Consider the following 26399-nt stretch of genomic DNA (forward strand, 5'->3'; position numbering starts at 1 on the left):
GCATCCGCCGCGAGGGAGACACCGTGGGGACTCACACGACGCTGGACGAGATGCGCCAGGCCGACAGCATCCTGGCCGGCATCCGCTCTGCAGACGACCTGACCATCGCCGCCAGCCGGGACGGCGGTAACCGTGCCGTTCGCCTGCTCACCCAGGCCGCGCTCGACCCTACCGACCAGCTCACCGCCATAGCGGCCGTGCACTCGCTCGCCCAGGTATTCGACGAGTCCGCCGACGACGTCCTGGTGTCGCTGCTCGAGCACGACTCGGCCTACCTGCGCGAACACGCCGCCTGGGCGTTCGGCACCAGGCTCCCGCGCTTCGATGCCATCGGAGGCCTGTTGCAGATGGTCGTCGCCGGCGGCTTCTCCGGCATGATCGCCCAACGTACCCTCGAGCAGTGGGCGGCATCCGTCCCCGAACACGTGGCACTGGCCACCGAAGGCGCCATGCTCGGCATCGCCGACCCGGCCGCCCGCGCCCGCCTCGTCGAAACCCTGGGCCTGATCTCCGGGCGGATCCCGGAGCGGATGCTGCGACGCATCGCCGGGGACGCCGGCGAAGGCCTCGACCCCCGGGCGGCGGCCGTGGCCGCCCTCGGCGATAGACCGGCCACCGACGCCGCCATCAGCTTGGTGACGGTCCTCGCCCGCGGCGACGACGACCTGGCCGACGTGGCCAGGCTCGCCCTGCTCGACCTGACCGTGCCCGCCTACCCGCGTGCGCCGTGGAGCCGGGGCCAGACCGTGGCCCAGCTGTTCCTGCACGCTGACATCGACCGTGAGCTCAGCCAGGTGGGGTCCGGCGACAACGGCGGCATCGCCACCCTCCTGGTGCGGCTCGGCGACGCCCTCGTGGCCGGCGACGACGGCTCACCGGCCGTCGACAGGGTGCTCACCCTGTCACGTGGCGGACCCGCCGCCGCCCTGGCCTGCCTGCCGGAGGTCAGTTCCACCCTCTCCGGGCACGCCTTCGCCACGGTGCCGTTCTTGGGCGCCCCGATCTCCTCCGCCGACGCGTGGCCCCGCCGGGTGGCCGTGCAGCGCGGCATCCGCCGGATTCTGCGAGCCGCAGGCACCGTCGACGTCATGCACCTGCGGATGGCCGACGTCGGCACCCTCGCGGCATCGACCGTCGCCCGCGAGCTCGAGATCCCCATCGTCTTCACCGTCGCCCCAGACCCGCACAGCGTCATCAACGCCATGGACGCCTCCGGCGCCCTCACCCGGGCCAACTTCGGCACCGTCGACGAGGTCGAGCACTTCTGGTTCCGGGCCCGACTCGTTCAGCGGATCGCGGCCGATGCCGCGCACACCGTGCTCTTCCCCCGCCCTGAGTTGGAGCGGGACATGCGCGACCTCGTCGGTATCGACATCACCGCGCACCCCGAGCGGCACTCGGTCGTGGCGGAGGGCATCGACCTGACCGTGATCGAACGCTCCGCGCAGGCCGCGCTGCAGGCCGACCCCGCCGACTTCACCGACCTCGACTCCCTGCTGGAGACCCTGCCGGCGTCCCGGCGCCACCTGCCGCTGGCGGTCACGGTGGGCCGGTTGCACAGGGTGAAGGGCATGGCCACGCTCGTGCACGCCTGGGCCGATGACGCCGCCCTGCGGGAACGGTGCAACCTGCTGATCGTCGGGGGAGACCTGCTCACCCCGTCGGTCGACGAACGCCGTCAGCTGGACCTGATCGGCACCGCGGTGCCGCTGGACGCCGCCGCCGAACACGGCCTGCTGCTGGCCGGCCACCGTGCCAACGACGCCGTCGCCCGCTGGCTGGCCGCCGCCCGGCACGGCCGGCCCGGCCTGGCCGCTCCGCGCGGCGTGTACGTCTGCGCAAGCATGAAGGAAGAGTTCGGCATCGCCCTGCTCGAGGCCATGGCGACCGGGCTCACGGTGGTGGCCCCCGACGCCGGCGGGCCGGCGACCTACGTCGAGGACGGCACCACGGGGTTCCTGGTGAACACGGCTGATGCCCGCAGCCTCGCCGGCGGGATCACTGCGGCTCTCGACCTGGCCTCCAGCCCGTTCGGCGACGACTTCGCCCAGCGGGCCGCCGACATGGTCTCGTCGACCTTCGCCATCCAGGCCATGGCCGGAACCCTCGGGGGCGTCTACACCTCCGTCGCCGAGGCCCAGGAAGCACTCAACTGGGCGTTGAGCGTCTCATGACCCTCCTGATCATCAGCCCGGACTACGCCTCCCACCTGTTCCCGCTCGCGACCCTCGGCAGCGCCTGGCAGGCCGCCGGCGAACGGGTCGTCGTGGCCAGCGGACCGGCCACGGCCGGCATCGTCGCCGACTTCGGCTTCGAACGGGTGAACCTGCAGCTCGGCCGCGGGTCCAACCCCGGCACCATCCGCGCCGAAGACCAGCCCACCGGCGAGGACGACGCCCTGCGCGGCTTTTTCGACGCCACCAGGGTCGGCCTCGTCGAAACGCTGAGGTTCCAGGCCGAGGCGCGCAGCACCGACCTGCTCTGGAACCCCGTGGTCGTGGCCCGCGAGGTGCAGCGCATCGTCGCCGAGATCCGGCCGGACCAGGTGATCGTCGACCACCTCGCCTTCAGCGCCCGTCTGGCCCTGATCAGCGCCGGGGTGCGGCACGCGGACGTGGTTCTCGGGCATCCGTCGGCACTGCCCGTTGGCGACGAGGTCTACGGGTACCCGGGCGCCTGGCCCGCCGCGTTCACCCCTGACCCCCAGGAACTGGTGCAGCTGCGACTGCTCTGCGAGCGGGTGCGGGACGACTTCACCCTGGCGTGGAACGATGCGCTGCTGCAGCTGGATCCGACCGCGCCGCCCAGCGGCGATGCCTTCACCGAGACCGGCGACGTGCTGCTGCTCAACTATCCGGCCGAGCTGCACCCGGTGGCGCGCACGGCGCTACTGCCCGAGCACGCCTTCCTCGGTTCGGCGGTGCGGAGCGAGGCCGACGACCCCCAGGTGACCCGCTGGCTGGCCGACGCCGACGAGCGTCCCCTCGTCTACGTGAGCTTCGGCAGCTTCCTGTCGGTGCGCGGCGATGTACTCGCCCGGGTGGCCGAGGCCCTGCGCGGCCTCGACGTGCGGGTGGCGATCGCGGTCGGGTCCACCGACGCCGCCGAGCTCGGGCCCATCCCGGAGTCCTGGCTGGTGCGATCGTTCCTGCCCCAGGTGACGGTACTCGGCCACGCGGCCCTGGCCGTCACCCATGGCGGCAACAACTCGGTCACCGAGGCCATGACGGCCGGGGTGCCTCTGCTGGTGCTGCCGTTCTCGACGGACCAGTTCGCCGGCGCCGCAGCACTCGACGAAGCCGGCTTCGGCATCTCCCTTGACCCCAACACGGCGGGTGCGGATGCGCTGCGGCAGGCCGCCGCGACGCTGCTCGGGTTGAGCGATGAACCGCGGCAACGGCTGCGGGCGCTCAGCGCGTCGCTCGCCGACGGCGCGGGGCCGCAGCGGGCCTACGCGGCACTGCAGGGGGAGTCCAGCGACGCCCGACCGGCGGCCTGAACCGCGACACGGCGGGGCTACGCGTCGATCGCGTAGACCAGCGACTCCTGCATCATGCCCAGCCAGTTATAGACGTCGTTGACGACGTGCGCCTGTTCGTCGTCGAGCTGCGGAGTGCCGTGCGGGTCGATCTGCAGGCGGTCCGCCAGGACCAGGCGCAGGTCCGTGAGGGTGCGGAGCCAGGACTGCACCTGCTGCTCGGTGAGCACGATCGGCACCGGCAGCGGGTCGTGCGCCGGGGCGTCCAGGGAGGCGTCCGCTGAGGCATCCGTCGGCTCGTCGTCGCCGAGGGCGGCGAGTACCGTGGTGGCGTTGGCGAGCTTGCCCTCGAGCAGTCCGTCGGCCGTGAAGCGGCGGAACTCCTCGGCGGCCTCCGGGTCGTTCGGGTAGGCGTCGGGCAGTAGTCGCCGGATGGCCGGTTGGGCGAGCATGGCCGCGTCGTCGGCGTCGACGGAGCCGAGCATCTGCAGCAGCTGGGACGTCACGTTGCGCAGCAGGTCGACCTCGATGGGTTCGAACATGGCCGAGACCGTGCCGGAGTCTTCACGGCGGAATTCCATCACGCTTCGGCGCTCATTCTTCGGCACGGTCCAGGGTGGCCCAGAGCCCGTAGCCGTGCATCGCCTCGACGTGCCGTTCCATCGACTCGCGGTCGCCAGTGGCCACAATCGCGCGGCCGTTGTTGTGCACCTGCAGCATGAGGCGCTCGGCCTCTGCCGCGGTCACGCCGAAGTAGCTGCGGAACACGTAGGCCACATAGGACATCAGGTTCACCGGGTCGTCCCACACCACGGTCACCCAGGGGCGGTCGAGGAAGATCGCCTCTCGGACTCGGGTGGATTCATCGATCTGGGGCACCCGTTAAGCCTCACACGCCCGCGCCGATCCTGCCACCACCGGGGGAGAAGCGGCGCATGGCAAGATGGGGAGATCGTGAGACACCAGCACCCTGAGACACCCGCATGAGCCGCCGCCGACCCAATCCGTCCCTCTTTCCCCGTCGACGGGGCACCCGGGGCCAGAGCCCACGCCTCCTGCTGACCCTGCTCGTGATCGGCGGTATCGTCGCGGGCGTCAGCTACTTCTCCACCGACCTGGCCGACCGGCCCACGACCCAGGCGACGGTCCCACCCGGCGCCTCGTCGACCGCGCCGATGCCGGTACCGCCCTCCGGGCTCACCAGCGCAGAGGCGCTCGCGTTGGTCGCCGCGCTGCCAGACGCCGTCTACACCGACAACGGCAGCTATGCCGGCAACCGGGAAGAGCTGTTCGGCGATGCCTGGGCCTTCGATTTCGACCAGAACGGCTGCGACACCCGCAACGACATCCTCACCCGGGACCTCACCGGCACCGACATCGATCCGGCCACCTGCCGGGTGTACACGGGCATCCTCACCGACCCGTACACGGGCGAGACCATCGATTTTGTGCGTGGGCAGGACACCTCGGCCGACGTGCAGATCGACCACCTGCTGCCGCTGAAGGCCGTGTACGCCACCGGCGGAGAGGCCTGGCCGGCCGAGAAGCGGGAGGCGCTGGCCAACGACCCGGTCAACCTGCTGGCGGTGAAGGGCACCGAGAACTCCTCCAAGTCCGATTCGCTGCCGAGTGAATGGCTGCCCGGTTTCTACCCCGACGTGTCCGACCGGCACGACCTGGGCCAGCGCGTGGTCTGGGACGACCTGCCGGAGGACACCGGCCTGCAGTGCTGGTACATCGACAAACTGGTGCCGGTCTTCGTCGCCTACGACCTCGGGCTCACCCCGGAGGACCGCGCGGCGATGACGGCCGTCCTCAGCACCTGCGACGCCTGAGCCTGACAGCCGCGATTCCGTTCAGCCCAGTGCTGACCGCGGGCCAGGGGATCAGGCCTGGGGCACGGGGGCGTGGTGCGGGCGGCCCGCGGCATGGCCGATGGCGGTCACCACGAGGGTGATCACGGCTGTGAGGGCGATGCCCCAGCCGATGTGCACCATGAGCAGCAGGGCGCCGACGCCGGCTCCGGCCAGGATCAGCACGATCGCGGCGAAGCGGCGGAACCAGGGCTGGTTCTTGGCGCCGCCGAAACGGGAATCGGCGGCGAAGCCGGTAATGGTGGAGGTGACGACGACCGTGGTGACATCCTTCACGGCGATGTGCCGGGCCACCGCTGCCTGCAGACCCATCACGGCCGCCAGCAGCCCGGTCACGATCAGGTCGAACGGGGCCGGGGGAGTGCCGTCCACCACGAACAGGACGATCGACAGCGCGGCCATCACCACGCCGACCGCGCCGAACAGCACCGTCGACTCGGTGGTCCAGCCGACCTTGACGTGGCGCAGCACCCGGCCGCCGATCGCGGCACCGACCATGAAGGTGAACAGCGCGATCAGCGGGCCCACCACGGGCAGGTCGTCGGCGCCGGCGATGGCCATGCCCAGGATGACGACGTTGCCGGTCATGTTGCCGGTGAACACCTTGTCCAGGCCGAGGTAACCCACCGCATCCGCCACCCCGGTGGAGAACGTGAGGGCCAGCATCAGGCCGAGGTGCAGGTGGTCGGGCTTGCTGCGCAGACGGTGGATGACGGGGGTGGAGGGCACGGGGGTCCTATCGGCTCGGAATTGTCACGGTAGTGGCTGGTCGTCCCGGCCGCAAAACTGGCGCTACTCTCGACCAACGGGGATGCGCCGGCCGGCGTCGAGCCGGCTCCCGACCCACAACGGAAAAGGCGCATCCATGCCATTCGACGTCATGCCATTCGACATCCTGCAGCCCGGCACCGGGCCCATCCGCGCCGCGCAGTACCTGGCCGCCACCCCGGCCACCGTGCTCTGGGGCCGGCTGCCCTGTGCCACGGATGCGCCGGTGCTCGTGATCGATGCCGGCACCGAGGTCACCATCGACACGATCAGCCACGAGGGCGTGCTCGAAGACCAGGGCCGCGACCCGGCGGCCTTTTTCGCCGGCCACGGTGTCGACCGCGCCTTGGTGCTCGACGACGCCGTGCTGCTGGCCGCCTCGAACACGACCCGGGACCCCGGCGTGGACGGACCACACCTGGTCACCGGCCCGATCCACGTGCGCGGCGCCCGGCCGGGCGACCTGCTCAAGATGACCGTGCTCGAGGCCACCCCGCGGGTGCCGTACGGCGTGATCTCCAACCGGCACGGCCGCGGCGCCCTGCCCGGCGAGTACCCGCTCGGCGAGGGCAATGTGAGCGTGTTCGCCGCGCTTGCGGACACCGAGACCGGCCAGGTCGGCACCCTGCCGCTGGTGCCGGGCGGGGCGCGGAGCGTGCACTTTCCGCTCCGGCCGTTCCTGGGCATCATGGGCGTCGCCGTCGCCGGTGACACCCGCCCGCACTCGGTGCCGCCCGGTGCGCACGGCGGCAACATCGACATCAACCTTCTCACGGTGGGCTCTGCCCTCTACCTGCCGGTGCAGGTGGACGGCGCGCTGGCCTACGTGGGCGACCCGCACTTCGCGCAGGGCGACGGCGAGGTGGCGCTCACGGCCATGGAGGCGTCCCTGCGGGTGACCATCCGCTTCGACGTGGTGAGCCAGGCCGACGCTATCGCGGGCTTCGGCGAACTGGTCGGACCTCTCGCCGAGACCGGCGAATTCCTGGTACCGACCGGCCTGGACGCCGACCTCGACGAGGCCGTGCGCAAGTGCGTGCGCGCCGCCATCGACCTGCTCGCCGCCCGGTACGGCATGGACCGCACCCTCGCCTACGCCTACCTGAGCGCCGCTACCGACTTCAACATCTCCCAGGTGGTCGACCTCGTCGCCGGCGTGCACGCCCGCATCCGGGTGGCGGACTTCAATGCCTGAGCCGCTGGTTGTCCCGACACCCACGTCGGTCACGGGCGCGCTGCCCGATGGGCTCCTGACCGCCTTCGCCGGCTATGAGGACGCGCTGGCCACCAACGACCTCGCGGCGCTCGACGCCTGGTTCGCGCCCGGCGAGAACACCTTGCGCGGCGACGCCGCAGGTCTGCTGGTGGGCCACGACGCGATCAGCGGCTTCCGCGGCGCCCGCAGCGGAACGGTGGCCAGGGGCATCCGGTCGCTGCACGTACGCGTGATCGACCCGCGGCACGCCGTGATCGTGTCGGTGAACGCCCCGGATGCCGGCGGCGCCGGCCTTCTCACCCAGCTCTGGTCGCTTTCGGCGGCGGGGGATTGGCAGGTGGAGGTGGCCCAGGTGGCCGCGCCGCCGGCCGCGATCAATCCCACGGTGTGGCGTCTGGTGGGCAACCCGCTGATGGCCGCGGCCGCCTCGGGTACTCTGGCCGGCGAGACCATCGCCGTGAAGGACCTCTACGACATCATTGGCTTCACCGTCGGCGCCGGAAACCCCGCCTACCTGCGCGAGGCCTCTCCCGCCACCGAGACGGCTGCTGCCGTCGCCGCGCTGCTGGGCGCCGGCGCGAGCGTGCGCGGTATCGCCCAGACCGACGAGTTCGCGTACAGCATCGCCGGCGACAACGAGCACTACGGCACCCCGCCGAACGTGCGGGTGCCCGGCGGGCTGCCCGGTGGCTCGTCGAGCGGACCGGCCGCCGCCGTGGCGCTGGGTCAGGCCAGCATCGGCCTGGCCACCGACACGGCGGGGTCTATCCGGGCGCCCGCCTCGTACCAGGGCCTCTGGGGACTGCGCAGCACGCACGGCGCCGTCGACAGGGCCGGTCTGCTGCCGCTGGCGCCCTCGTTCGACACCGTCGGCTGGCTCACCCGCACACCGGGTGTGCTGCGGGCCGCCGCTGCCGCCTCGCTCGACCCCTCGCAACAGACCAGCGCTGCCCAGGCGGATGCCCCCACCCGTTTCGCCGTGTCGAGCGCGCTGGTCTTCGCCTGCGACGACGACGTGCAAGACGTATTCGTGGCCGGACTCGACAGGCTCACCCGGGCCGGGCTGCTGCCCGCACCCGACCTTGTCGATGTCGGCGACCTCGCCGAGGCGCTGCGCATCTTCCGCGCGATTCAGATGGCCGAGGCGTGGAAATCCAACGGGGACTGGGTCACCGCTCACCCCGGCGCCCTCGGTGCCGCCGTCGCGGGCCGGTTCGAGATCGCGTCCCGCACCGACCCGGCCGCCGAGGCCGAGGCTCGCATCGCGCTGGCCGCCGCCCGCGAGCGGTTGGACGCTGTGCTGGACGGACGCATCCTGCTGCTGCCCTCGGCGTCGTCGACCGCCCCGTCGCGGCACGCGAACCCGGCCGCGATCGATGCGACCCGCACAGCCACGCTCACCCTGACCAGCCCGGCCGGGATCGGCGGCTACCCGGCGCTGTCCGTGCCGCTGTTCGAGTCGCGAGGCAAACCGGTGGGGCTCTGCCTGGTGGGACCGCGGCACACCGACCTCGCCCTCATCGACATCGGGGCGAAGCTGGCCGCCGGGAGGTAATCACTCGAAACACGACTGAAACACCTGTTGCGTAGACTGGGCATCTGAAACAGATGATTCAGAATTGCCGAAGGGTGAAACAGTCATTTCCAGTCTGCCGATCAATCCGCCGTCCCGCCTGCTGATGGGCCCCGGCCCGGTGAACGCCGACCCCCGGGTGCTGCGTGCCATGTCCGCCCAGCTCGTCGGCCAGTACGACCCGTCCATGACGGCGTACATGAACGAGACCATGGCGCTCTACCGCGGCGTCTTCAAGACCACGAATGAGCACACCCTGCTCATCGACGGCACCTCCCGCGCCGGGATAGAGGCGGCGTTGGTTTCGCTGATCAGCCCCGGTGACCGGGTGCTGGTGCCCATCTTCGGCCGGTTCGGCCACCTGTTGCGCGAGATCGCCGAGCGCGCCGGCGCCGAGGTGCACGTGCGGGAGATCGAGTGGGGCACCGTGTTCACCCCCGCCCAGATCGAGCAGGCCATCCGCGAGACCAAGCCGGCGCTGCTGGCGATCGTGCACGGCGACACCTCCACCACCGTGGCCCAGCCGCTCGACGAGCTCGGCGATATCTGCGCCAGGCACGGCGTGCTGTTCTACACCGACGTGACCGCGTCGCTGGCCGGCAACACCTTCCAGGCGGATGCCTGGGGGCTGGACGCCGTGACCGCCGGCCTGCAGAAGTGCCTGGGCGGCCCCTCCGGCTCGGCACCGGCCACCTTCTCCCCGCGGGCCGTCGAGGTGATCAATGCCCGCAAGAGCATCGAAGCGGGTATCCGCGAGGCTGGCGACGCCGTGAACGCCCACCCGATCCGCTCCAACTACTTCGACCTGTCGATGATCTTCGACTACTGGGGACCCAAGCGCCTGAACCACCACACCGAGGCCACCACCATGCTCTACGGGGCCCGCGAATGCGCCCGGCTGCTCGTTGACGAAGGTATGGACACGGCCGTGGAACGGCACCGGCTGCACGGCGCGGCGATGCTGGCCGGCGTGCAGGGCCTGGGCTTGAACGTCTTCGGCGACCTGGAACACCGGATGAACAACGTCGTGGCCGTGCACATCCCCGACGGTGTCACCGGCGACGCCGTGCGCGGGGAGCTGCTGAACGACTTCGGCATCGAGATCGGGACCTCGTTCGGGCCGCTGCGCGGCTTGGTCTGGCGCATCGGCACCATGGGCTACAACGCCCGCAAGGACACCGTGCTGACCACCCTGGCCGCCCTCGAGCAGGTGCTGCGTCGCGCCGGCGCGAGCGTGACCGGCGGGGGCGGCGTCGGCGCCGCCTACGAGGTCTATCAGGATGCCGCGGGCGCATGACGACGCCTGATCCGTCGAAACCACTCACCGGCGCCGCCGCCGTGCTCGAACGCTGCGACGAACTCGCCAGCCACTCCAGCCTGTCCGACGGCCTGATCGAACGGGTCTACCTGTCGCCGGAGCACGCTGCGGTGAACGCTCTCGCCGCCGGCTGGATGCGGGACGCCGGCATGGCCACCTGGCAGGACGCCGTGGGCAACCAGTGCGGCCGGCTCGAGGGAGCCACCCCCGGCCTGCCCGCGCTCCTGCTCGGCTCGCACCTGGACACGGTGCCCTCGGCCGGCCGGTACGACGGCATCCTCGGGGTGCTCACCGCCATCGCCGTGGTCGAGCGCATCAACGCCGACGGCCGCAGCCTGCCGTTCGCCCTCGAGGTCGTGGCATTCGGCGACGAGGAGGGTACCCGGTTCGGCACCGCGCTGCTGGGCAGCCGGGCGCTGGCCGGCACCTGGCTGGATGCCTGGTGGGAGCTCACCGACGAGGCGGGAATCACCCTGCACGACGCGTTCGTGGCCTTCGGCCTCGACCCGGCCGCCGTCACCGCCGCCGCCCGCACCTCCAACGACTTCGTCGGCTACCTCGAGACCCACATCGAACAGGGCCCGGTGCTCGAGGAGAACGACCTGCCGCTGGGCATCGTCTCGTCGATTGCCGGCGCGCGGCGCTTTCAGATCACCATCACCGGCAAGGCCGGACACTCCGGTACCCCGTGGACGCACCGCCGCGACGCCCTCGCCGGGGCCAGCGAGGCCATCGTGGCCATCGAACGGCTCGCCCGCGATGCCGACCTGATCGCCACCGTCGGGCACCTCGAGGTGTTCCCCGACGCTGTCAACGTGATCGCCGGCCGGGCCGAATTCAGCCTCGACCTGCGTGGCCGCTTCGATGCGGACCGCGACGCGGCCTGGCAGCGGATCGAGGCCCTGCTCGAGGAGATCTGCAGCACGCGTGGACTGCACGTGGCCGTGCACCAGACGCACGCAGCGCCGGCTGCGCACTGCAGCGACCGGTTGCGCAGCGTGATCGCCGCGGGCATCAGCGCCACGGACGGCTCTGACGACGGGCCGGCGCCACTGGAGCTGCTCTCGATGGCCGGCCACGACGCGATGGCCGTGGCACACCTCACCGAGATCGGCATGCTCTTCGTGCGCTGCGCCGGGGGAGTGAGCCACCACCCCGACGAGTCGGTCACCGAGGCCGACGTCGCCAGGGCGCTGGATGCCTTCGAGGCCGCCGTGCTCGCCCTGGCCGACGGTCACACCCTGCAGGACCCGGCATGACGCTGAATATCGGGCAACGCATCGACGGCCGCTACGGCGAGCTGTCCCCACAGGAGCAGCGCGCCGCCGACTTCATTCTCGACCACATGAGCGACCTCGCCGTGTACAACGCGTCGGAGCTGGCCCGGCTCAGCGGTGTGTCCAAGGCCACGGTGTCCAGGCTGTTCCGCCGGCTCGGCTTCCAGGACTCGGCCGAGGTGCGCGAGCACGCCAGGTCACTGCGTAACCTGGGCTCACCGCTCGGCGGCCCCGGCGCATCCGCCGGCACCCCCTCGCGGCTCGCCGCGCACGCCGAAGCCGAACAGGACAACCTGCGCCGACTGCTGGTCACCCTGGAGGACGGCCGGCTGGATGCCGCGGCCCGGCTGGTACGGTCGGCCCAGAACGTCGTGATCGTGGGGCTGCGCAACAGCTATCCGCTGGCGCTGCACCTGCGCCAGCAGCTGGTGCAGGCCCGCGACCACGTGCGCCTCGCGCCGCTGCCCGGCCAGTCGCTCGGCGAGGAGCTGGCCGGCCTCGGCCCGCGTGACGTGGTGGTGCTGATGGGCTTCCGCCGGCGGGTCTCCGGCTTCGGGGACATCGTTGCGGCCATCCGGAGCCGCGAGGTGCCGCTCGTGCTCATCGCCGACTCCTCTGCTCGCAAGTACTCCGACCAGGCCACCCACTGGCTCGAATGCCCGGTGGATTCGGTGTCGGCCTTCGACAGCTACGCCACGGCCATGAGCCTGATGAACCTGCTCGCCACCGGCGCGATGGGCGCGCAGGTGCGGGAGAGCCGCACCCGGATCGCGGCCATCACCAGCGTGTACGAGGACCTCGACGAGCTCGAAGCACCCTGGTGAGCGCGCCGGGTTGCGGGTGCGGCGCGGACTACCGCGTGCCCGGCTCGTCGACGTCCAGGCCCGTGCCCAGATCGTCGCAGGCCACCGCGGTCGCGTCTCGTGCCACCAGGTACTGTCGTGCACCGGTGTCGCCGATCAGGCTCGCTCGCAGCGGTGCCCAATGCTCGCGACCGATCACCACCGGATGCCCTGGCCGGCCGCCGAAGTGCGCCTGCCGGAGGGTCTGCGGGATTGCTCCGTCGATCAGCCGGCGCACGGTGGCGGCAGTGAGGTCGGGCACGTCCACCAAAACCAGGGCTACCGCGATGACGATGTCGTTCTCTCTCTGCTGCAGCCGCGCCAGGCCGGCATCTAGGGATGCCGACAGTCCCGCCGCCCAGTCCTCTGCGTGCACCACCGTCAGCCTGTGCGGCCTTTCGAATCGGGCCGCGGCCGAGCGCAGCAGGCCTTCGGCCTGGGTCCCGCTCGCTCCGAGCACCACAACAACGGGGTCGCAGCCGCCGGCCTCCAGGGCCAGGGCGGCTCGCACCAGCCAAGGCTCGCCGGAGGCGTCGACGACCAGCGACTTGGGTTTGCCATACCGGCTGCCCGCGCCGGCGGCCAGGACCAGTCCGGCCACCCGAGGAGTCTCTGCGGAGTGCATGCCTGTCATCGTACGGGCAGCGGCCCGGGCTGCACGTCGTCTTGTGCCCCGCTCGCCGCTCACCGCCCCGACCCTCGTCATTCCACCCCTCGTCAGCCCGATTTTCGTCACCCGGAGGACCCCATGACCACGATTCCCGTCGGCGACGAGCTGCGCACCGCCCTCCTGGCCTGCCTGGCCGTTCCGCGCTGGGCCGACGCGGTGGCCGTCCGGGCGCCGTTCTCCTCGGCCGCAGACCTCATCGAAGCGGCCAGGGCGGCCGCAACACCGCTGCCCTGGAGCGAGATCGACGAGGCCATGGCGGAGCATCCGCGGATCGGCGAGAAGCCCGCGGGCGACTCGCAGGCAGCGGGGTTCTCCCGGGCAGAACAGGCGTCGGTCGACTCCGACGACGCCGAGCTCGCGGCGGCCATCGCCGACGGCAACCGGATCTACGAGGAGCGTTTCGACAGGGTGTTCCTCATCCGCGCCGCCGGCCGCAGCCGCCGGGAAATCCTCGCCGAGCTACGGCGCCGGCTCACCCTGGACGACAACACCGAGGCGGCAATCGTGGGCTCAGAGCTGCGCGACATCGCCCTGCTCCGGTTAGGGGTTCTCGCCCGTCAGTGGCAGGATGACTCGGTGCAGAAAACCGAAGCCACCGACTCAGCAGCCCCGCGGGATGCCCGGTGATGAGCGCGCGCAGCCACATCACCACCCACGTGCTCGACGCGGTGTCCGGCAGCCCAGCGGCATCCGTGGGCGTGGTCCTGGAACAATACCTCGACGGGGGTTGGCGCGAACTCGCCACGGCGCAGACGGATGCCGACGGCCGGGTTGCCGACCTCGGGCCAGAGGCTGTGTCCGCGGGTCGGTACCGCATCACTTTCGAGACCGGCAGCTACTTTTCGGCTCGGGGCCAGAGCACGTTTTACCCCTACGTCACCATCGTCTTCGAATTGGACGACGAGTCGGCGCACTATCACGTGCCGCTGCTGCTCAGCCCGTTCGCGTACTCGACCTATCGGGGTAGCTGACTAGAGGGGTCGCTGAGCCGTCCGGCTGCGAACCTCGAGCTTTTTCATCAATACGGAGGCCGGGAGCAGGGCGAGGCCGAGTGGAATCACGATGTTCCGCAGTGGACTGACCACGAAATAGAGCGCATCCAGGGCGATGCTGGGGCGTCCCTGTGCGGCCAGTGTGCCCATCCAGCCGTCCAGCGAGGCGACCACGAGCAGGCCGACCAGCGTGAAGACGATCCCGGCCCAGAACACCCCGGCGGCGGTGATGCGGCGGGCCGGCTGCGCGGGCACCGTCGGGACCCGCTCGATCAACCGGGCGACGAAAAACGCCGCAATCATCAATGTACCCAGGGGTGCCACCAGCAGGAACACGACGTCGAACGAGCCGAACCACCAGCTGTTCGCCACGGCCTGGAGCGAGTCGGTGGCGACGAGGCGGTAGGCGAGGTCCCTGCCGACCTGGACGAGGACGCTGGCCGTGATCAGGCCGATGCCGATCCAGAGGATGCTGCGTGCAGACAGGTTCGCGGGCATGGTGTCCAATCTGTGTATGCAGAGGCAGGTCAGCAGCGAGATCACTGGGGGCGCTGCCCAACCTAGTGGTCTAATCCGACGGCGACACCCGCTGGGTCATCAACTTTTGTTGACACTTGCGCTGAGCATCAACTAAAGTTGACGCATGTTCGAGACCAGCGGAATTCCCACCCCGGACCATCCGGACGAAGCCTTCGCGGCCGTAGTCGCCTTGCGTCGGCTGTCGGCTCGGCTGGAGCGGTCCGCGGTGGATCACGCCCTCGAACAGGGCTGGACCTGGAACCAGATCGGCCAGGCTCTCGGCATGACCGCCCAGGCGGCGCACAAGCGGCTCTCGCCGCAGCGCCGCGCACCCCTGGACTAGTACCGCAACGACGACGCGCACCACCGACAACGAAGGACTTCTGACATGGGAATTCGACAGGCGATCGCAGACATCCGCATGATGAATGAGCTGTTCACGACGGCGGAACAGGAAGCCGCCGCACTGGGCGACGAGGTGCCGGGGGCTGAGCATCTGCTGCTGGCCGTGCTGGCATTGCCGGACGACTCTGCCCGACGCGCGTTCGCCACCTTCGACGTGACGACGGCGGATGTGCGGACCGCCATCGTCCAGACGCACGCGCTGGCCCTCCAGTCCGTGGGAGTCGACGCGGAGGCAGAATCACCGGAGCCGTCGCCACACGCAGCGCCGTCGCCCGCGCGCACGGGCCCGTACCGCAGCGCCGGCAGTCTGCAGGATGTCTTCCAGCGGGCCGTGGCCCTGTCGAAGGAGGGCGCGGGCCGTGGTCACGAACTCCGGTCGGCTCACGTGGTGTGGGCGGCCGCCGAGGTCGAGCACGGCACGATGAGCCGGGCCCTGCGCCAGCTGGGGGTCGACCGGACTGAGCTGCAGCAGGCCGCCCGGCAGGCCGTCACTGGCGCCGCCGGTTAGGTTTCGAGCGCCGCCACCAGCGTCGCGTCCTGCGGGTCGATGGCCCGCACACTGTTGACCCTGCGGTCCACCAACCGGGTGCGTATGGTGGCCGCCACCGCGGTGGACGTGCGATCCAGCAGGTCGATCATGGTCGAGCGGTTCGCCGCCGACTCGGTGGGGTTCGCCCCGGTGATCGACTGCGGGTTCAACCAGGTCGCCCAGGTGTCGGGTTCGAGGAAGGCCGGCATCCGGTCATGGACCTCACCGGAGGCGTCCCTGGCCTCCCTGGTGACCACGGCGAAGACGCGCGACCAGTCACCGTCGGCATCCTTGGATGCCCAGCTGACCCCGGCCGCCGCGAGCAGACCGTCGCCGTGGATGAAGTGCGGCTGTTTCGCGCCCTTCTCTCCGGTCCACTCGTAATAGCCGAGCATGGGAACTATACAGCGGGCGTTGGAGAAGGCGCCTACCCAGAACCGCTGGTCAAGCTTCTCCAGCCGGGCGTTGATGATCGGGCCGCGGCGCGGCGCCCCCGCCGGTTGCGGCCAGTCCCAGGTGGCCAGGGTGACCTCCCGGGTGGGGGCGTCGGCGCCCTCCGGCTGCCACTCGCGCACGATGGGGGCCGAGTCGGTCGGCGCGATGCTGTAGCTGGGCCGCCAGTCCCCGGCACGGCCGCCGGCCGCGACGAAGTCCCGGATCAGATCGTCGACGTCCTCGTTCATTGCAAATCTGCCGCACATGAGGGCGAGATTACCCCGTGCGGGCGACCGAGTCACGCGGATGCTGCGAATCGGGGAGACCACGGCGGGCGCCGACGTCAGGTTCAGCTGCAGAGTCAGCCCTCGGCGCTCACCCGCGACGAGAACCGCACGAGGTAGCCGTCCGGGTCCTGCACCAGGAACTGCGCCACGCCGGCCTGGGTGTCGCCGGTGTCGTACCACCTGGTCTCGGCGGCCATGAAGAGCGGCCAGTCGGCCGCCGCGAGGCGCTCCAGCAGGGGAGCGATGTTCGGCATCATGATCTGGAAATTGATGCCGCGCCCCAGCGGACGCTCCAGGGCGGCGGGGATCCAGTTGCGTCCGATGCCGACCTGTTCGAGCATCAGGTGCGCGGTGCCGGCCCGCAGGTACGCGAATCCGTCGTCTGGCCGGTCGTAGAGCACCTCGAAGCCACACAGTTCGACCCAGAAGCTCAGGCTGACCGTAAGATCGCCAACCAGGAGTTCGGGCACGAGATCCGGGAAGAACACCGGTTCCGGTGTCGGGGGTAGTGCGGCATCGGCTGCTGTCATGCGTTCCAGTATGGCGCTGGGCCGCGCCGGAAGGTGCTGTGGGAGGCTGAGGTCATGACACGCACCGACCCGCACCCCGCCAGCGACGAACACCGTTCGCTCAACGAGTTCCTCGACTTCCAGCGAGAGACGCTGCTGATCAAAGCCGAGGGACTGGACCGCGCGGGCCTCAACCTCGCCGTGGCACCATCCACTCTCACGCTGGGCGGCTTGCTCAAACACCTCGCCTTCGTGGAGGACCGCTGGATCCAGTCCCGGTTCCTCGGCCGCTCCGACGACGAGCTCGAGCCCTGGGGTAGCGCGCCGTGGCACGACGACCGCGATTGGGAGTTCACGAGCGCCGCGGGCGATGACCCGGACGAGCTGCGCGGGCTGTACCGGTCGGCCTGCGAACGCAGCCGACGGGCCACGGCCGGCCGGGGCCTCGACGAGCTCGTCGCGTCCCCGGGCCGGGACGGCGAACTGTGGAGCCTGCGCTGGATCCTGCTTCACTTGATCGAGGAGACGGCCCGGCATTGCGGCCATGCCGACCTGATCCGCGAGGCCGTCGATGGGACCGTCGGCGAGTAACCGTTGCCGCATCGGACAAATGGTCCCGGTGCGCCGGACGCACTTGTCCGCACGGGCAACAGTTGGGCCGGGACCGGACGGCGGCGTGGGCGGGCCGGGCCGGGCTAGGCGGCCGTGACGCGGCGGCCTCGCACGAAGACGCCGGTGATGGCCGGCTGGCGAAGCGCCATCAGCAGGGCGAAGAGGGTCTGGTCGGTGGCCATCGCCTCGTCGTCGGCCCGGATGCCGTTGGCCAGCACCGCCGCGAGCGGCTCCCACTTGTCGGGCTCGACGAGCAGGAAGTCGGCATCCTTGCCCACGTCGAGGTTGCCGTAGCGCTCCTCCATGTCCAGGGCACGGGCACCGGCCAGGGTGGCGGTGAAGAGCAGCTCGGCGGGGCTGATCGACAGGCCGGCATCGCCGGGTTCGGACAGGTGCACCTTGAAACAGTCGTTCAGCACCCGGCTCATCAGCCACTCGTCGCCCGCGCCGATGTCGGAACCCAGCGCCACGTTCACGCCGAAGCCGGTGGTGCGGGTCCACGGCATGGTGCCGGAGCCGAGGAACTGCTGCGAGGTGGGGCAGTGTGCGATTGACGAACCGGTCTCGGCCAGGCGGGCCAGCTCGACGTCCTCGCAGTGCACGGCGTGTGCCAGGATGCTGCGTCGGCCGAGCAGGCTCGACCCGCCGACGGCCGAACCCGGCAGGAACCTGCCGTCGTAGGTGTCCAGGTAGTTCTCGACCTGGTAGATCGCCTTGACCACGTCGATCTCGCCGGTCTCCGGGCGGTTGTTCTCGTTGAGGTGGCTGTGGAAGTAGACGCCCCGATCGCGCACGCCGTCGTAGAGCTCGCCGAGCGCCGCGAGGGTCTGCGGCGTCACCGACAGGCTGAACCTGGGTACGACGGCCACCTGCAGCAGCGCCGTGTGGGAATCACCGGTGTCGCGGGCGTGCCAGCGGGAGATCTCGTCGCTGACCAGGTCGACCGCCTGGCGTTCCGAGGTGATCAGGGCGCTGGCCGAGTCGGGGCCGACGGTCTGGATGCCGCGCCCGCTGACCAGCCGCAGCCCCGCCCGTTCGGACTCGGCGAACAGTGCGTCCTGGGCGTGCGGAAAGGCCGACCCGAACACCAGGGCGCTCGTGGTGCCTGCCGCGGTGCGCCGGCGGGTGAAGTCGCGGGCGATCGCCGCCGCGAAGTCGTCGTCCTGCAGCCGGGTCTCGGCCGGGAAGACGCAGTTGTCGAGCCACTCGAGTAGCTGGCCGCCGCCATAGGCATCCGTGGAGTAGGTCTGCGGAAAGTGGATGTGGGTATCGACGAAGCCGGGCAGGATGAAGCCGCCGCGGGTATCGGTGACCGGCAGCGCTGCGAAGCTCGACGGCAGGTCGACGGCACGGCCGACCCAGGCGATGGTGCCGTCGACGGCGGTGACCAGTGCGCCCTGCGGCAACGACACCAGGTGCGCCGGCGCTTCGGCGAGGGTGGGGGAGCCGGCCACGTGGAAGACGTGGCCGAGGTAGACCTGCTCCAACGACGGCCCCACCGAACCTGCGGCCAGGCTCATCAGACCAACCCGGTGTAGGAATCCCAGGCGGGCCCGGCATCCGCGGCGTCATCGTGCATCACGGTGGCCTGGATCAGCCCGTACGGGCGGTCGGCGGCGTGATAGACCTCGTTGTTGTTCTCCACACCGAATGGTGACAGGTCATAGAGGAAATGGTGCTTGTTGGGCGCGGAGAGCCGGATCTCGGCGATGTTCGGGTAGGCCGCGAGCACGGCCTCGCCCATCTTGTAGAGGGTCTGCTGCAGGGCCAGGGAATGCACCACGGCGAACTGGGTCTTCAGCAGCGCGGAGATACCGGCGTAGCTCGCCTCCCAGTCCACCACGGTGTGGTCGGTGAAGCGCCAGCCGGCTGTGAGGGAGGTGGCCATCACCCTGTCGGTGGTGGGCTGCAGCAGCGTGTACGGGTCCTGCATGAAGCCGGAGAACTCCGAGCCGGTGGACTTGAGCAGGATCAGATCTTTCAGCCCGCCGACCACCCAGACCCGCTGCTCGGTGCCGGTGCCCTCCACCGAGATCGACGCGGTGCGCACCTCCTGGCCGCGCCGCACCCAGGTGTGGTCGTGCTCGGTGCCGTCCACGACAACGCGTTCCCAGGCGAACTCCTCGATCTCCACCCTGGCGCCTGCCACCGACGTGATGTGATCGACGAAATGGGTGGCCAGATCGAGGCCGTAGCTCTCGATCGAGAGCAAGCCCTTCTCCTTGGCGAAGGAGTACGCGGTCTGCTTCTGGGTGTCGGTGGGCAGCACCTGCAGCTGATCACCGGCGAGGTGTGCGTCGGCGAAGTCGCCGTGCAGGGCAGTGGAGACGCTGATGTCGTGGATCTCGTGGCGGGGCGTGTCGCGGTAGATGCGCACGATGCGGTTCTCCGCCTTGCCGTAGCGGTTGGGTCCGAGAACTATCGACATGGGTGCTCCTTCTGGTTCGTACATGATGCGGTGTTCGGGAAAAAGTTCGGGTCAGCGGGCGGTCAGCATGCGGCCGGCTGGTGGCCGGGCGGATGCGTCGGATCCATCGAATGCGGTGTCGTCGACCGCGTAGATCACGTTTCCGGCCAGCCAGGTGGTGTGCACCCGGCCGATCAGGGTGGCGCCGTCGAAGGCGCTCACCCGGTTTTTGTGCCGCAGGGTATCGACGTCCACGGTGAAGACCTCCTCGGGCGCGAAAGCCACCAGATCGGCGGCCGCACCGACACGGATCCGCCCAGACGGCAGGCCCACGAAGTCGGCCGTGGCACGGCTCATCCAGTGCAGCACCTGCTCGAGCGTGAGCCCGCGAGCCCTGGCGGCCGTCCACACGGCGGGCAGGCTCAGCTGCAGGCCGGAAATACCACCCCAGGCCAGGCCGAAGTCACCGCCGTGGCCGAGCTTGAGTTCCCGGGTGGCGGGGGAGTGATCGGAGGCTATGAGATCGATGACACCGTCGGCCAGGCCCTGCCAGAGCAGGTCACGGTTGTCCTCGCCGCGGATCGGCGGGCAGCACTTGAACGCCGTTGCGCCGTCGGCGATGCTCTCGGCGGCGAAGCTGAGGTAGTGCGGGCAGGTCTCCACCGTGATCGGCAGGCCCTCGGCGCGGGCCGCGGCCAGTCTGGGCAACACCAGTGCGGAAGACAGGTGCAGGATGTGGGCGCGCACGCCGGTGCGTCGCACGACGGCGATCACCCGGGCGATCGCGGCGTCCTCGGCCGCATCCGGTCGGCTGGCGACGAAGTCCCGGTAGCCGGTGCCGCCGGCGTTCTCGGCGCTTTCGAGCACGGACGGGTCTTCGGCGTGCACCACGAGCAGTCCGCCGAATCCGGCGATCTCGGTCGCAGCGGCCTCGAGTTGCTCCGAGGAGAGGTGCGGGAACTCGTCGACGCCGGAGGGGGAGAGGAAGGCCTTGAAGCCGAAGACCCCCGCGTCGTGCAGCGGCCGAAGCGAACCGAGGGTGCCCGGAATCGCACCGCCCCAGAAGCCCACATCGACCGTGGCTTGGGGCGCGGCCGCGGCGCGCTTGAGCTCGAGAGCCGGCACCGTCGTGGTGGGCGGGATGCTGTTCAGCGGCATGTCGATGATCGTGGTCACACCGCCGGCCGCGGCCGCGCGGGTGGCACTCGCGAAGCCCTCCCAGTCGGTGCGGCCGGGTTCGTTGACGTGCACGTGGGTGTCCACGATGCCCGGCTGCAGCACCTGGCCGACCGGGAGGGTGACGTCCTGCCGGGCCGCCAAGGGCGCATCCACCGGCGCGATCGCACGGATGACGCCGCCCGCGATCGCGACGGCCGCCGGGATGAAACCCTGCTCGGTGAGCACACGAGCCGAGCGGATGACCAGGTCGTACATCGGTTCTCCTTCTCGGTTTCTGTGCCGGTCCGAAACGACTCCAGCGGCCCCGTTCGGTGGCTCACCGCTCACCCTAGTGAAGTCGTTCTGGCCTCGTTCCGGGGTTCCGAAACCTGTCGGACACACGACATTTCCGGTGATGAAACACCGACGGTGCCCAGCAGGTCAGGCAGCCGGGTACCCTGCGACGTACGCGTCGATTTCCGCCAGGTAGGCCTGCTTCTCGGCGTCGGGCAGCCAGGAGGCCTGGAAGGAGTTCTTGGCCAACTGCACCAGCTCGTCGGTGTCGAGCCCGGCCTTCTCGGCCAGCGCCAGGTAGTTGTCGGCCACGTAGGCGCCGAAGTAGGCGGGATCGTCTGAGTTGACGGTGACCAGGACACCGAAGTGGAGCAGGGCCACCATTTCGATGGCCTTCATGTCTGCCGTGACGAAGCTGTTCGACACCGGACAGCAAGTGAGCCCCAGGCCGCGCTCCCGCACCAGGGTGACCAGTTCCGGGTTCTCGACGATATTGGTGCCGTGGTCGATGCGGTCCACCTGGATCTCCTCGAGTACCTGGCGGATGTTCTCGATGCTGCCGACCTGGTCGATGTCGCAGTGCATGGTGAGCTTGAGGCCGTTCGCCCTGGCCAGCGCGAAGACCTCGGCGAACTTCGCCGGCGGGTTACCACGCTCGTCAGAGTCGAGGCCGACACCGATGAACCTGTCCAGATAGGGGAGTGCGGACTGCAGGGTCTCCAGCGCGCTCTCGGCGGTGAAGTCGCGCAGGAAGCAGAGGATCAGCTCCGCGGAGACGCCCAGACCGGCGGCATCCACGGCGGCCCTGTGGTAGCCGAGGATGACTGTTTCGATGGGGATGCCCCGCGAGGTGTGCGCCTGCGGGTCGAAGAACGCCTCCACCCGCCGCACCCCGTCGGCGGCGGCGCGGCGGAAATACGCGGCGGCGAGGTCGTAGAAGTCGGCCTCGGTGACGAGCACGTCCATCGCGGGGTAGTAGACGCCGAGGAAGCTCGCGAGCGAGTCGAACTCATAGGTGGCGCGCACCTGCTCCACCGTGCTCTGGCCGATGTCCACGCCGTTGCGTCGGGCCAGCTCGAGTTTGAGCTCGGGTTCGAGGGTGCCCTCGAGGTGCAGGTGCAGTTCGGCCTTGGGCAGGCCGGCGACGAACGCGATGCTCGGTACGATAGCGGAAGACATTGGGGTTCCTTTCTGGGTGAACTCCGTGACGCTATCACGCCAGGGTTCCGGGACCGCTCGGGGAGGAATCCAGTGTTCCAGCACGACTTTTCGGACGTAATGAGCCGGAAATGATTCGGTCTTCGCGGCGTCACACGCAGCAATTAGTGTTCGAGTGATCCGAACATCTGTTGCAGCGGATGCGCTGCGTTGAAACACCTTGATCACCCCAGCAACGCAGTCACACCAGCAGCACCCCAGCACCGCGATCACAGCCGCACCGCAGCACATTCCATTTCAGCATTCAGGCATTCCGCCCCAGCACGCCGTTGAGTTCCACGGCAATCCCCGAGCACCATCGAGAGGACCGCGTCATGACGCAAGCCCCAGTTTCCCCGTTCACCCGTCGCTCGGCCAAGCGCGTCGGCACCGGCGTCGCCGTGGCCGCCGCACTCACCCTGCTGCTGTCCTCCTGCGCCGGCGACGCCGGCTCCGCCGAGTCGGGCTCCGGCGACGCAGCCTCGTTCGGCGAGGCGAGCATCCAGCTGTCCTGGATCAAGAACGCCGAGTTCATGGGCGAGTTCGTGGCCGAGGATGCCGGTTACTTCGCCGAAGCGGGCTTCGACTCCGTCGACCTGATCCCCGGCCCGGCGTCGGCCGAGGCCGGCGTCATCTCCGGCAACGTCGATCTCGGCGTCGGCAACGCCATCTCCACGGGCACCGTCATCGCCGAGGAGGGCGCACCGCTGAAGATCATCGGGGCGACGTACCAGAAGAACCCGTTCACCATCCTCTCGCTCGCCGGCGTGGGCAACATCGCCACCCTCGACGACCTTGCGGGCAAGACCATCGGCGTCCAGGCCAGCAACCAGAGCCTGTGGGACGCCTTCCTCAAGGTCAATGAGATCGACCCGTCCACGATCACCGTCGTCCCGGTCGAGTACGACCCGACCCCGCTCTTCAACGGCGAGGTCGACGGATGGTTCGCGTACCTCACCAACGAGTCGATCGACGCCGAGCTGGCCGGTCTCGACCCCGTGAACCTGCCGCTGGCCGACAACGGCCTGCCGTTCGTCGCCGAGACGTTCACCGCCTCCGAGGATGCGATCGCCAACGACCGCGAGATGCTCAAGGCACTGCTGGTCGCCGAGATCAAGGGCTGGGCCGACGCGATCAACGATCCCGCTGCCGCCGCGAAGCTCACCGTCGACACCTACGGCAAGGACCTCGGACTGACCATGGAGAAGGAGACCCGCCAGGCGGAGATCCAGGCCACCGACCTCGTCGTCAGCCCCGACACCGCGGCCAACGGGCTGTTCACCATCAGCGACGCGCTGCAGAAGGAGTCTGTCGCCACGCTCAAGGCCGCCGGTATCGACATCGACACCGCCACCCTGTTCGACATGAGCCTGCTGGCCGAGGTGTACGAGGAGAACCCCGACCTCATCGCCTACAGCAAGTAGCCACCCGCAGCACAACTCTCGTCGCGGCACCCGTCTCACCGAGGCGGGTGCCGTCGGCGATACTGAACTACCGGCATCCGACGACGCCCAGTAAGGAAAGTACGACGTGAGCACGATCGACACCGCTCCACCCATCGCTTCGGGAACCGGCCTGCACGGTACCGGCCTACACATTGAAGCGCTGCACAAGACCTTCTCGGTCGGTCGCAGGGAGGTTGTCGCGCTCGACAACGCGAACCTGCACACCGACAAGGGCAGCTTCCTTTCGCTGCTCGGCCCCTCCGGCTGCGGCAAATCCACGATCCTGCGGATCCTCGCCGGCCTGGAGAACCCGACCAGCGGCACCACCCGGGTGGACGGCAAGAGCCCCGCGGAACTCCGCAGCGGCCACGAACTCGGCATCGCCTTCCAAGACTCCGCCCTGCTGCCCTGGCGGAGTGTGCGCAGCAACATCAAGCTTCCGTTCGAGGTCGCCAGGATGCCCGTCGACGAGGACTACGTCACCGAACTCATCCAGCTCGTCGGCCTTGCCGGATTCGAGAAGGCCAAGCCGGCCCAGCTGTCCGGCGGGATGCGCCAGCGCGTCTCGATCGCCCGTTCCCTCGTGCTCAAGCCGTCGGTGCTGCTGCTCGACGAACCGTTCGGTGCCCTCGACGACATGACCCGGCAGCGCCTCAACATCGAGCTGCTGCGCATCTGGACCGAGAAGCCCGCGACGACCTTGATGGTCACCCACGGGATCTCCGAGGCGATCTTCCTCAGCGACCAAGTGGCCGTGATGAGTCCGCGGCCCGGCCGCGTCAAGGAAGTCATCGAGATCGACCTGCCCCGCCCGCGCCTGCCCGAGATGATGCGCAGCCCCGAATTCCACGCCCTGCACGACCGGGCGTCCGAACTGCTCTTCGGCGCCGACACCCCGGCCGCCGCCGGGGCGCACTGATGCCGGTCAGCCGCGGCCTGCCCGGTTGGGCCACCGGGCTTCTCGGCGTGATCGTCGTGGTGGCCCTGTGGTGGATCAGCGCGCTCACCATCTTCCAGAACGCCGGCTCGGTGCCCGGCGGTGCCATCCCCACCCCGGCCGAGGTATTCCGCCAGTTCGCCGGCGACGGCATCGGCTTCTACCTGCCGCACATCACCATGACCCTCAGCGAAGCGGCGATCGGGTTCCTCTGGGGCAACGGCCTGGCGCTGCTGCTGGCCGGACTGGTCCTGGTGCTGCCGCGCATCGAGAAGATCGCGCTGCAGATCGCCGTGATCACCTACTGCGTGCCGATCGTGGCGATCGGCCCGATCGCGTATACCGTGATCGGCCCGCCGCGCGGCGACCCGTCCGGCACCGCGATCTTCCTGGCCGCCATGTCGGTGTTCTTCACCACGGTGGTCGGCTCGTTGGTGGGGCTCAAGGCCGCCGACACGGCCAGTCTCGACCTCGTCACCGTGTACGGCGGCACCAAGTTCACCCAGCTGCGGAAGGTCAGGCTGATCGCCGGGCTGCCCAGCGTGCTGAACGCCCTGCAGATCGCGGCTCCGGCCGCGCTGCTCGGCGCCATCCTCGGGGAATACCTCGGCGGCGCCGAGCGGGGCCTCGGCCTGGCCATGCTCGCCGCCGGCAACGCCGCGAACGTGGAACGGGTCTGGAGCCTCGCCCTCGTCGCGGGACTGCTGGCCGGCATCGGCTACCTGCTCTTCGCGCTGATCTCCCGTTTCGCCACCCCCTGGACCACCGGACGGAGCAGCTCATGAGCGCGCAAACCCATGTTGCCGAGGCCATCGTCGTTCAGGCCGCTGTCCTCACCAAGAGCAGCGGGGCGCAGGCGCGCGGCATCGGCGCCTACATCGGCCGGGCCCTGGCGACGGGCCTGCTGACGCTCGTGATCGTCCTCGTCGCCTGGCAGGGCCTGATCCTGCTGCTGGGGATCTCGCCGTTCATCGCCAAGGGACCGCTGGATGTGTTCAACTGGCTCTTCACGGTGCCGGATGCCGCCGAGAACCGGGCGCTGATCCTCACCAACCTCGGTGTCACCCTCACCGACGCGTTCCTCGGTTTCGTCGCCGGGCTGCTGCTCGCCCTGGTGCTGGCCACCCTGTTCACCTTGTCGAAGGGCATCGAGCACGCGCTGATGCCCATCGCCCTGCTGCTGCGCAGCGTGCCGCTGGTGGCCTTCGTCCCGGTGCTGATCCTCATTACCGGCCGCGGACCGAGCATCGCCGTGGTGACCGGTGCCATCGTGGTGCTCTTCCCGGCCCTGGTGAACATCGCCTTCGGCCTGCGGTCGGCGTCCCCTCAGGTCAGCGACGTCATCGCCGTCTACGGCGGCACCCCGTTCACCGCGCTCCGCAAGGTGGCGCTGCCCAGCTCGCTGCCGTCGTTCTTCGCCGCCGTCAAGATCTCCATCCCCGGCGCCATCACCGGCGCCCTGCTGGCCGAATGGCTCGCCACCGGCCAGGGCCTGGGCTACGGCATCGTCGTCGCGGTCTCGCAGGTGAAGAACTTCGAGGTGTGGTCGTCCGTCGTGGTCATCACCATCGTCTCGATGGTGCTCTACGGTGTGGCGCAGTTCGCCGAGAACCTGGTGCTGCGACGGATGGGCATGGACCAGAGCGCGAGCAACTGA

28 protein-coding genes are annotated in these 26399 nt (G+C 69.8%); 17 read left to right on the top strand and 11 right to left on the bottom strand.

Features of this window, described 5'->3' with window-relative positions; all coding sequences use genetic code 11:
• Positions 1–23: 23 nt before the first annotated feature.
• Together E3T22_RS08295 and E3T22_RS08300 are read left to right on the top strand one after the other, a co-directional pair.
• Positions 24–2174 (top strand): glycosyltransferase, encoded by a 2151-nt coding sequence (locus E3T22_RS08295; protein WP_134480847.1) that lies wholly within the window; start codon positions 24–26, stop codon positions 2172–2174.
• Complete coding sequence (locus E3T22_RS08300; protein WP_088455944.1) at positions 2171–3499, top strand: glycosyltransferase; 1329 nt, start codon at positions 2171–2173, stop codon at positions 3497–3499. The genes E3T22_RS08295 and E3T22_RS08300 overlap by 4 nt, the downstream gene beginning before the upstream one ends.
• Positions 3500–3516: 17 nt before the next feature.
• Here E3T22_RS08300 and E3T22_RS08305 read toward each other — a convergent pair whose 3' ends face one another.
• Both E3T22_RS08305 and clpS read right to left on the bottom strand, forming a co-directional pair.
• The gene (locus E3T22_RS08305; RefSeq protein WP_088455945.1) at positions 3517–4059 is read right to left on the bottom strand and encodes a DUF2017 domain-containing protein; all 543 of its coding nucleotides are present in this window, start codon (positions 4057–4059) and stop codon (positions 3517–3519) included.
• Between the two features lie 13 nt (positions 4060–4072).
• A complete protein-coding gene (gene clpS / locus E3T22_RS08310) occupies positions 4073–4357 on the bottom strand; it encodes an ATP-dependent Clp protease adapter ClpS (protein ID WP_241983641.1) in 285 nt (94 codons plus the stop codon).
• 104 nt (positions 4358–4461) lie between these two features.
• On the opposite strand from clpS, the gene E3T22_RS08315 reads away from it, so the two are divergent.
• Positions 4462–5313 carry an HNH endonuclease family protein gene (locus tag E3T22_RS08315; protein ID WP_241983642.1) on the top strand — a complete coding sequence of 284 codons (852 nt, stop codon included), beginning with the start codon at positions 4462–4464 and terminating at the stop codon, positions 5311–5313.
• Between the two features lie 51 nt (positions 5314–5364).
• Here the strand turns inward: E3T22_RS08315 and E3T22_RS08320 are convergent, their stop codons facing one another.
• Positions 5365–6081, bottom strand: coding sequence for a YoaK family protein (locus E3T22_RS08320; RefSeq protein WP_341476132.1), 717 nt, complete (start codon positions 6079–6081; stop codon positions 5365–5367).
• A 136-nt stretch (positions 6082–6217) separates the two neighbouring features.
• Here E3T22_RS08320 and E3T22_RS08325 point away from each other — a divergent pair, with 136 nt between their 5' ends.
• The 5 genes from E3T22_RS08325 (at position 6218) to E3T22_RS08345 (ending at position 12328) form a co-directional block, all read left to right on the top strand.
• Complete coding sequence (locus tag E3T22_RS08325; RefSeq protein ID WP_241983643.1) at positions 6218–7315, top strand: acetamidase/formamidase family protein; 1098 nt, start codon at positions 6218–6220, stop codon at positions 7313–7315.
• Entirely contained in the window at positions 7308–8891 is a 1584-nt protein-coding gene (locus tag E3T22_RS08330; RefSeq protein ID WP_198415032.1) for an AtzH-like domain-containing protein, read from the top strand. The genes E3T22_RS08325 and E3T22_RS08330 overlap by 8 nt, the downstream gene beginning before the upstream one ends.
• Before the next feature lie 124 nt (positions 8892–9015).
• Positions 9016–10206 carry an alanine--glyoxylate aminotransferase family protein gene (locus E3T22_RS08335; RefSeq protein ID WP_134480870.1) on the top strand — a complete coding sequence of 397 codons (1191 nt, stop codon included), beginning with the start codon at positions 9016–9018 and terminating at the stop codon, positions 10204–10206.
• On the top strand, positions 10203–11486 hold the full coding sequence (locus tag E3T22_RS08340; protein ID WP_134480846.1) for an allantoate amidohydrolase: 1284 nt from the start codon (positions 10203–10205) through the stop codon (positions 11484–11486). The genes E3T22_RS08335 and E3T22_RS08340 overlap by 4 nt, the downstream gene beginning before the upstream one ends.
• Positions 11483–12328: a MurR/RpiR family transcriptional regulator gene (locus E3T22_RS08345; protein ID WP_103431617.1), complete on the top strand. Its 846-nt coding sequence runs from the start codon at positions 11483–11485 to the stop codon at positions 12326–12328. Before E3T22_RS08340 ends, E3T22_RS08345 begins: the two co-directional genes overlap by 4 nt.
• 28 nt (positions 12329–12356) lie before the next feature.
• On the opposite strand, the gene E3T22_RS08350 is transcribed toward E3T22_RS08345, so the two are convergent.
• Positions 12357–12971 carry an NTP transferase domain-containing protein gene (locus tag E3T22_RS08350; RefSeq protein WP_134480845.1) on the bottom strand — a complete coding sequence of 205 codons (615 nt, stop codon included), beginning with the start codon at positions 12969–12971 and terminating at the stop codon, positions 12357–12359.
• 123 nt (positions 12972–13094) lie between these two features.
• On the opposite strand from E3T22_RS08350, the gene uraD reads away from it, so the two are divergent.
• Both uraD and uraH read left to right on the top strand, forming a co-directional pair.
• Positions 13095–13643 (top strand): 2-oxo-4-hydroxy-4-carboxy-5-ureidoimidazoline decarboxylase, encoded by a 549-nt coding sequence (gene uraD, locus E3T22_RS08355; RefSeq protein ID WP_088455953.1) that lies wholly within the window; start codon positions 13095–13097, stop codon positions 13641–13643.
• Positions 13643–13987, top strand: coding sequence for a hydroxyisourate hydrolase (gene uraH, locus E3T22_RS08360; RefSeq protein WP_088457957.1), 345 nt, complete (start codon positions 13643–13645; stop codon positions 13985–13987). The genes uraD and uraH overlap by 1 nt, the downstream gene beginning before the upstream one ends.
• Here the strand turns inward: uraH and E3T22_RS08365 are convergent, their stop codons facing one another.
• A complete protein-coding gene (locus E3T22_RS08365; protein WP_121678480.1) occupies positions 13988–14506 on the bottom strand; it encodes a hypothetical protein in 519 nt (172 codons plus the stop codon). It abuts the gene before it with no gap.
• 145 nt (positions 14507–14651) lie between these two features.
• Between E3T22_RS08365 and E3T22_RS08370 the strand changes: the two genes are divergently transcribed.
• Entirely contained in the window at positions 14652–14870 is a 219-nt protein-coding gene (locus E3T22_RS08370) for a sigma-70 family RNA polymerase sigma factor (RefSeq protein WP_088455955.1), read from the top strand.
• Between the two features lie 45 nt (positions 14871–14915).
• A complete protein-coding gene (locus tag E3T22_RS08375) occupies positions 14916–15440 on the top strand; it encodes a Clp protease N-terminal domain-containing protein (RefSeq protein WP_088455956.1) in 525 nt (174 codons plus the stop codon).
• On the opposite strand, the gene E3T22_RS08380 is transcribed toward E3T22_RS08375, so the two are convergent.
• Positions 15437–16162 carry an SOS response-associated peptidase gene (locus E3T22_RS08380; RefSeq protein ID WP_088455957.1) on the bottom strand — a complete coding sequence of 242 codons (726 nt, stop codon included), beginning with the start codon at positions 16160–16162 and terminating at the stop codon, positions 15437–15439. The genes E3T22_RS08375 and E3T22_RS08380 overlap by 4 nt on opposite strands.
• A gap of 95 nt (positions 16163–16257) precedes the next feature.
• Complete coding sequence (locus E3T22_RS08385) at positions 16258–16713, bottom strand: VOC family protein (RefSeq protein ID WP_166788877.1); 456 nt, start codon at positions 16711–16713, stop codon at positions 16258–16260.
• 54 nt (positions 16714–16767) lie between these two features.
• On the opposite strand from E3T22_RS08385, the gene E3T22_RS08390 reads away from it, so the two are divergent.
• A complete protein-coding gene (locus tag E3T22_RS08390; protein WP_088455958.1) occupies positions 16768–17283 on the top strand; it encodes a DinB family protein in 516 nt (171 codons plus the stop codon).
• Between the two features lie 104 nt (positions 17284–17387).
• Here E3T22_RS08390 and E3T22_RS08395 read toward each other — a convergent pair whose 3' ends face one another.
• The 4 genes from E3T22_RS08395 to add all read right to left on the bottom strand — a co-directional run bounded on the left by E3T22_RS08395 (position 17388) and on the right by add (position 22342).
• Positions 17388–18824 (bottom strand): amidohydrolase family protein, encoded by a 1437-nt coding sequence (locus tag E3T22_RS08395; RefSeq protein WP_134409080.1) that lies wholly within the window; start codon positions 18822–18824, stop codon positions 17388–17390.
• Positions 18824–19732, bottom strand: coding sequence for a factor-independent urate hydroxylase (gene pucL / locus E3T22_RS08400; RefSeq protein ID WP_134480844.1), 909 nt, complete (start codon positions 19730–19732; stop codon positions 18824–18826). Before pucL ends, E3T22_RS08395 begins: the two co-directional genes overlap by 1 nt.
• A 51-nt stretch (positions 19733–19783) precedes the next feature.
• Complete coding sequence (gene allB / locus E3T22_RS08405) at positions 19784–21145, bottom strand: allantoinase AllB (protein ID WP_134480843.1); 1362 nt, start codon at positions 21143–21145, stop codon at positions 19784–19786.
• 165 nt (positions 21146–21310) lie between these two features.
• Positions 21311–22342, bottom strand: a complete 1032-nt coding sequence (gene add, locus E3T22_RS08410) for an adenosine deaminase (RefSeq protein ID WP_134480842.1) — start codon at positions 22340–22342, stop codon at positions 21311–21313.
• A gap of 353 nt (positions 22343–22695) precedes the next feature.
• On the opposite strand from add, the gene E3T22_RS08415 reads away from it, so the two are divergent.
• From E3T22_RS08415 to E3T22_RS08430, 4 genes are all read left to right on the top strand, one after another.
• Positions 22696–23784 carry an ABC transporter substrate-binding protein gene (locus E3T22_RS08415; protein ID WP_088455963.1) on the top strand — a complete coding sequence of 363 codons (1089 nt, stop codon included), beginning with the start codon at positions 22696–22698 and terminating at the stop codon, positions 23782–23784.
• A gap of 106 nt (positions 23785–23890) precedes the next feature.
• A complete protein-coding gene (locus E3T22_RS08420) occupies positions 23891–24724 on the top strand; it encodes an ABC transporter ATP-binding protein (RefSeq protein WP_240632439.1) in 834 nt (277 codons plus the stop codon).
• The gene (locus tag E3T22_RS08425; RefSeq protein ID WP_088455964.1) at positions 24724–25527 is read left to right on the top strand and encodes an ABC transporter permease; all 804 of its coding nucleotides are present in this window, start codon (positions 24724–24726) and stop codon (positions 25525–25527) included. Before E3T22_RS08420 ends, E3T22_RS08425 begins: the two co-directional genes overlap by 1 nt.
• Positions 25524–26399: an ABC transporter permease gene (locus E3T22_RS08430; protein ID WP_088455965.1), complete on the top strand. Its 876-nt coding sequence runs from the start codon at positions 25524–25526 to the stop codon at positions 26397–26399. Before E3T22_RS08425 ends, E3T22_RS08430 begins: the two co-directional genes overlap by 4 nt.

Origin of the sequence: Cryobacterium sp. TMB3-10, from assembly GCF_004402305.1 — a bacterium.
GTDB lineage: Bacteria > Actinomycetota > Actinomycetes > Actinomycetales > Microbacteriaceae > Cryobacterium > Cryobacterium zongtaii.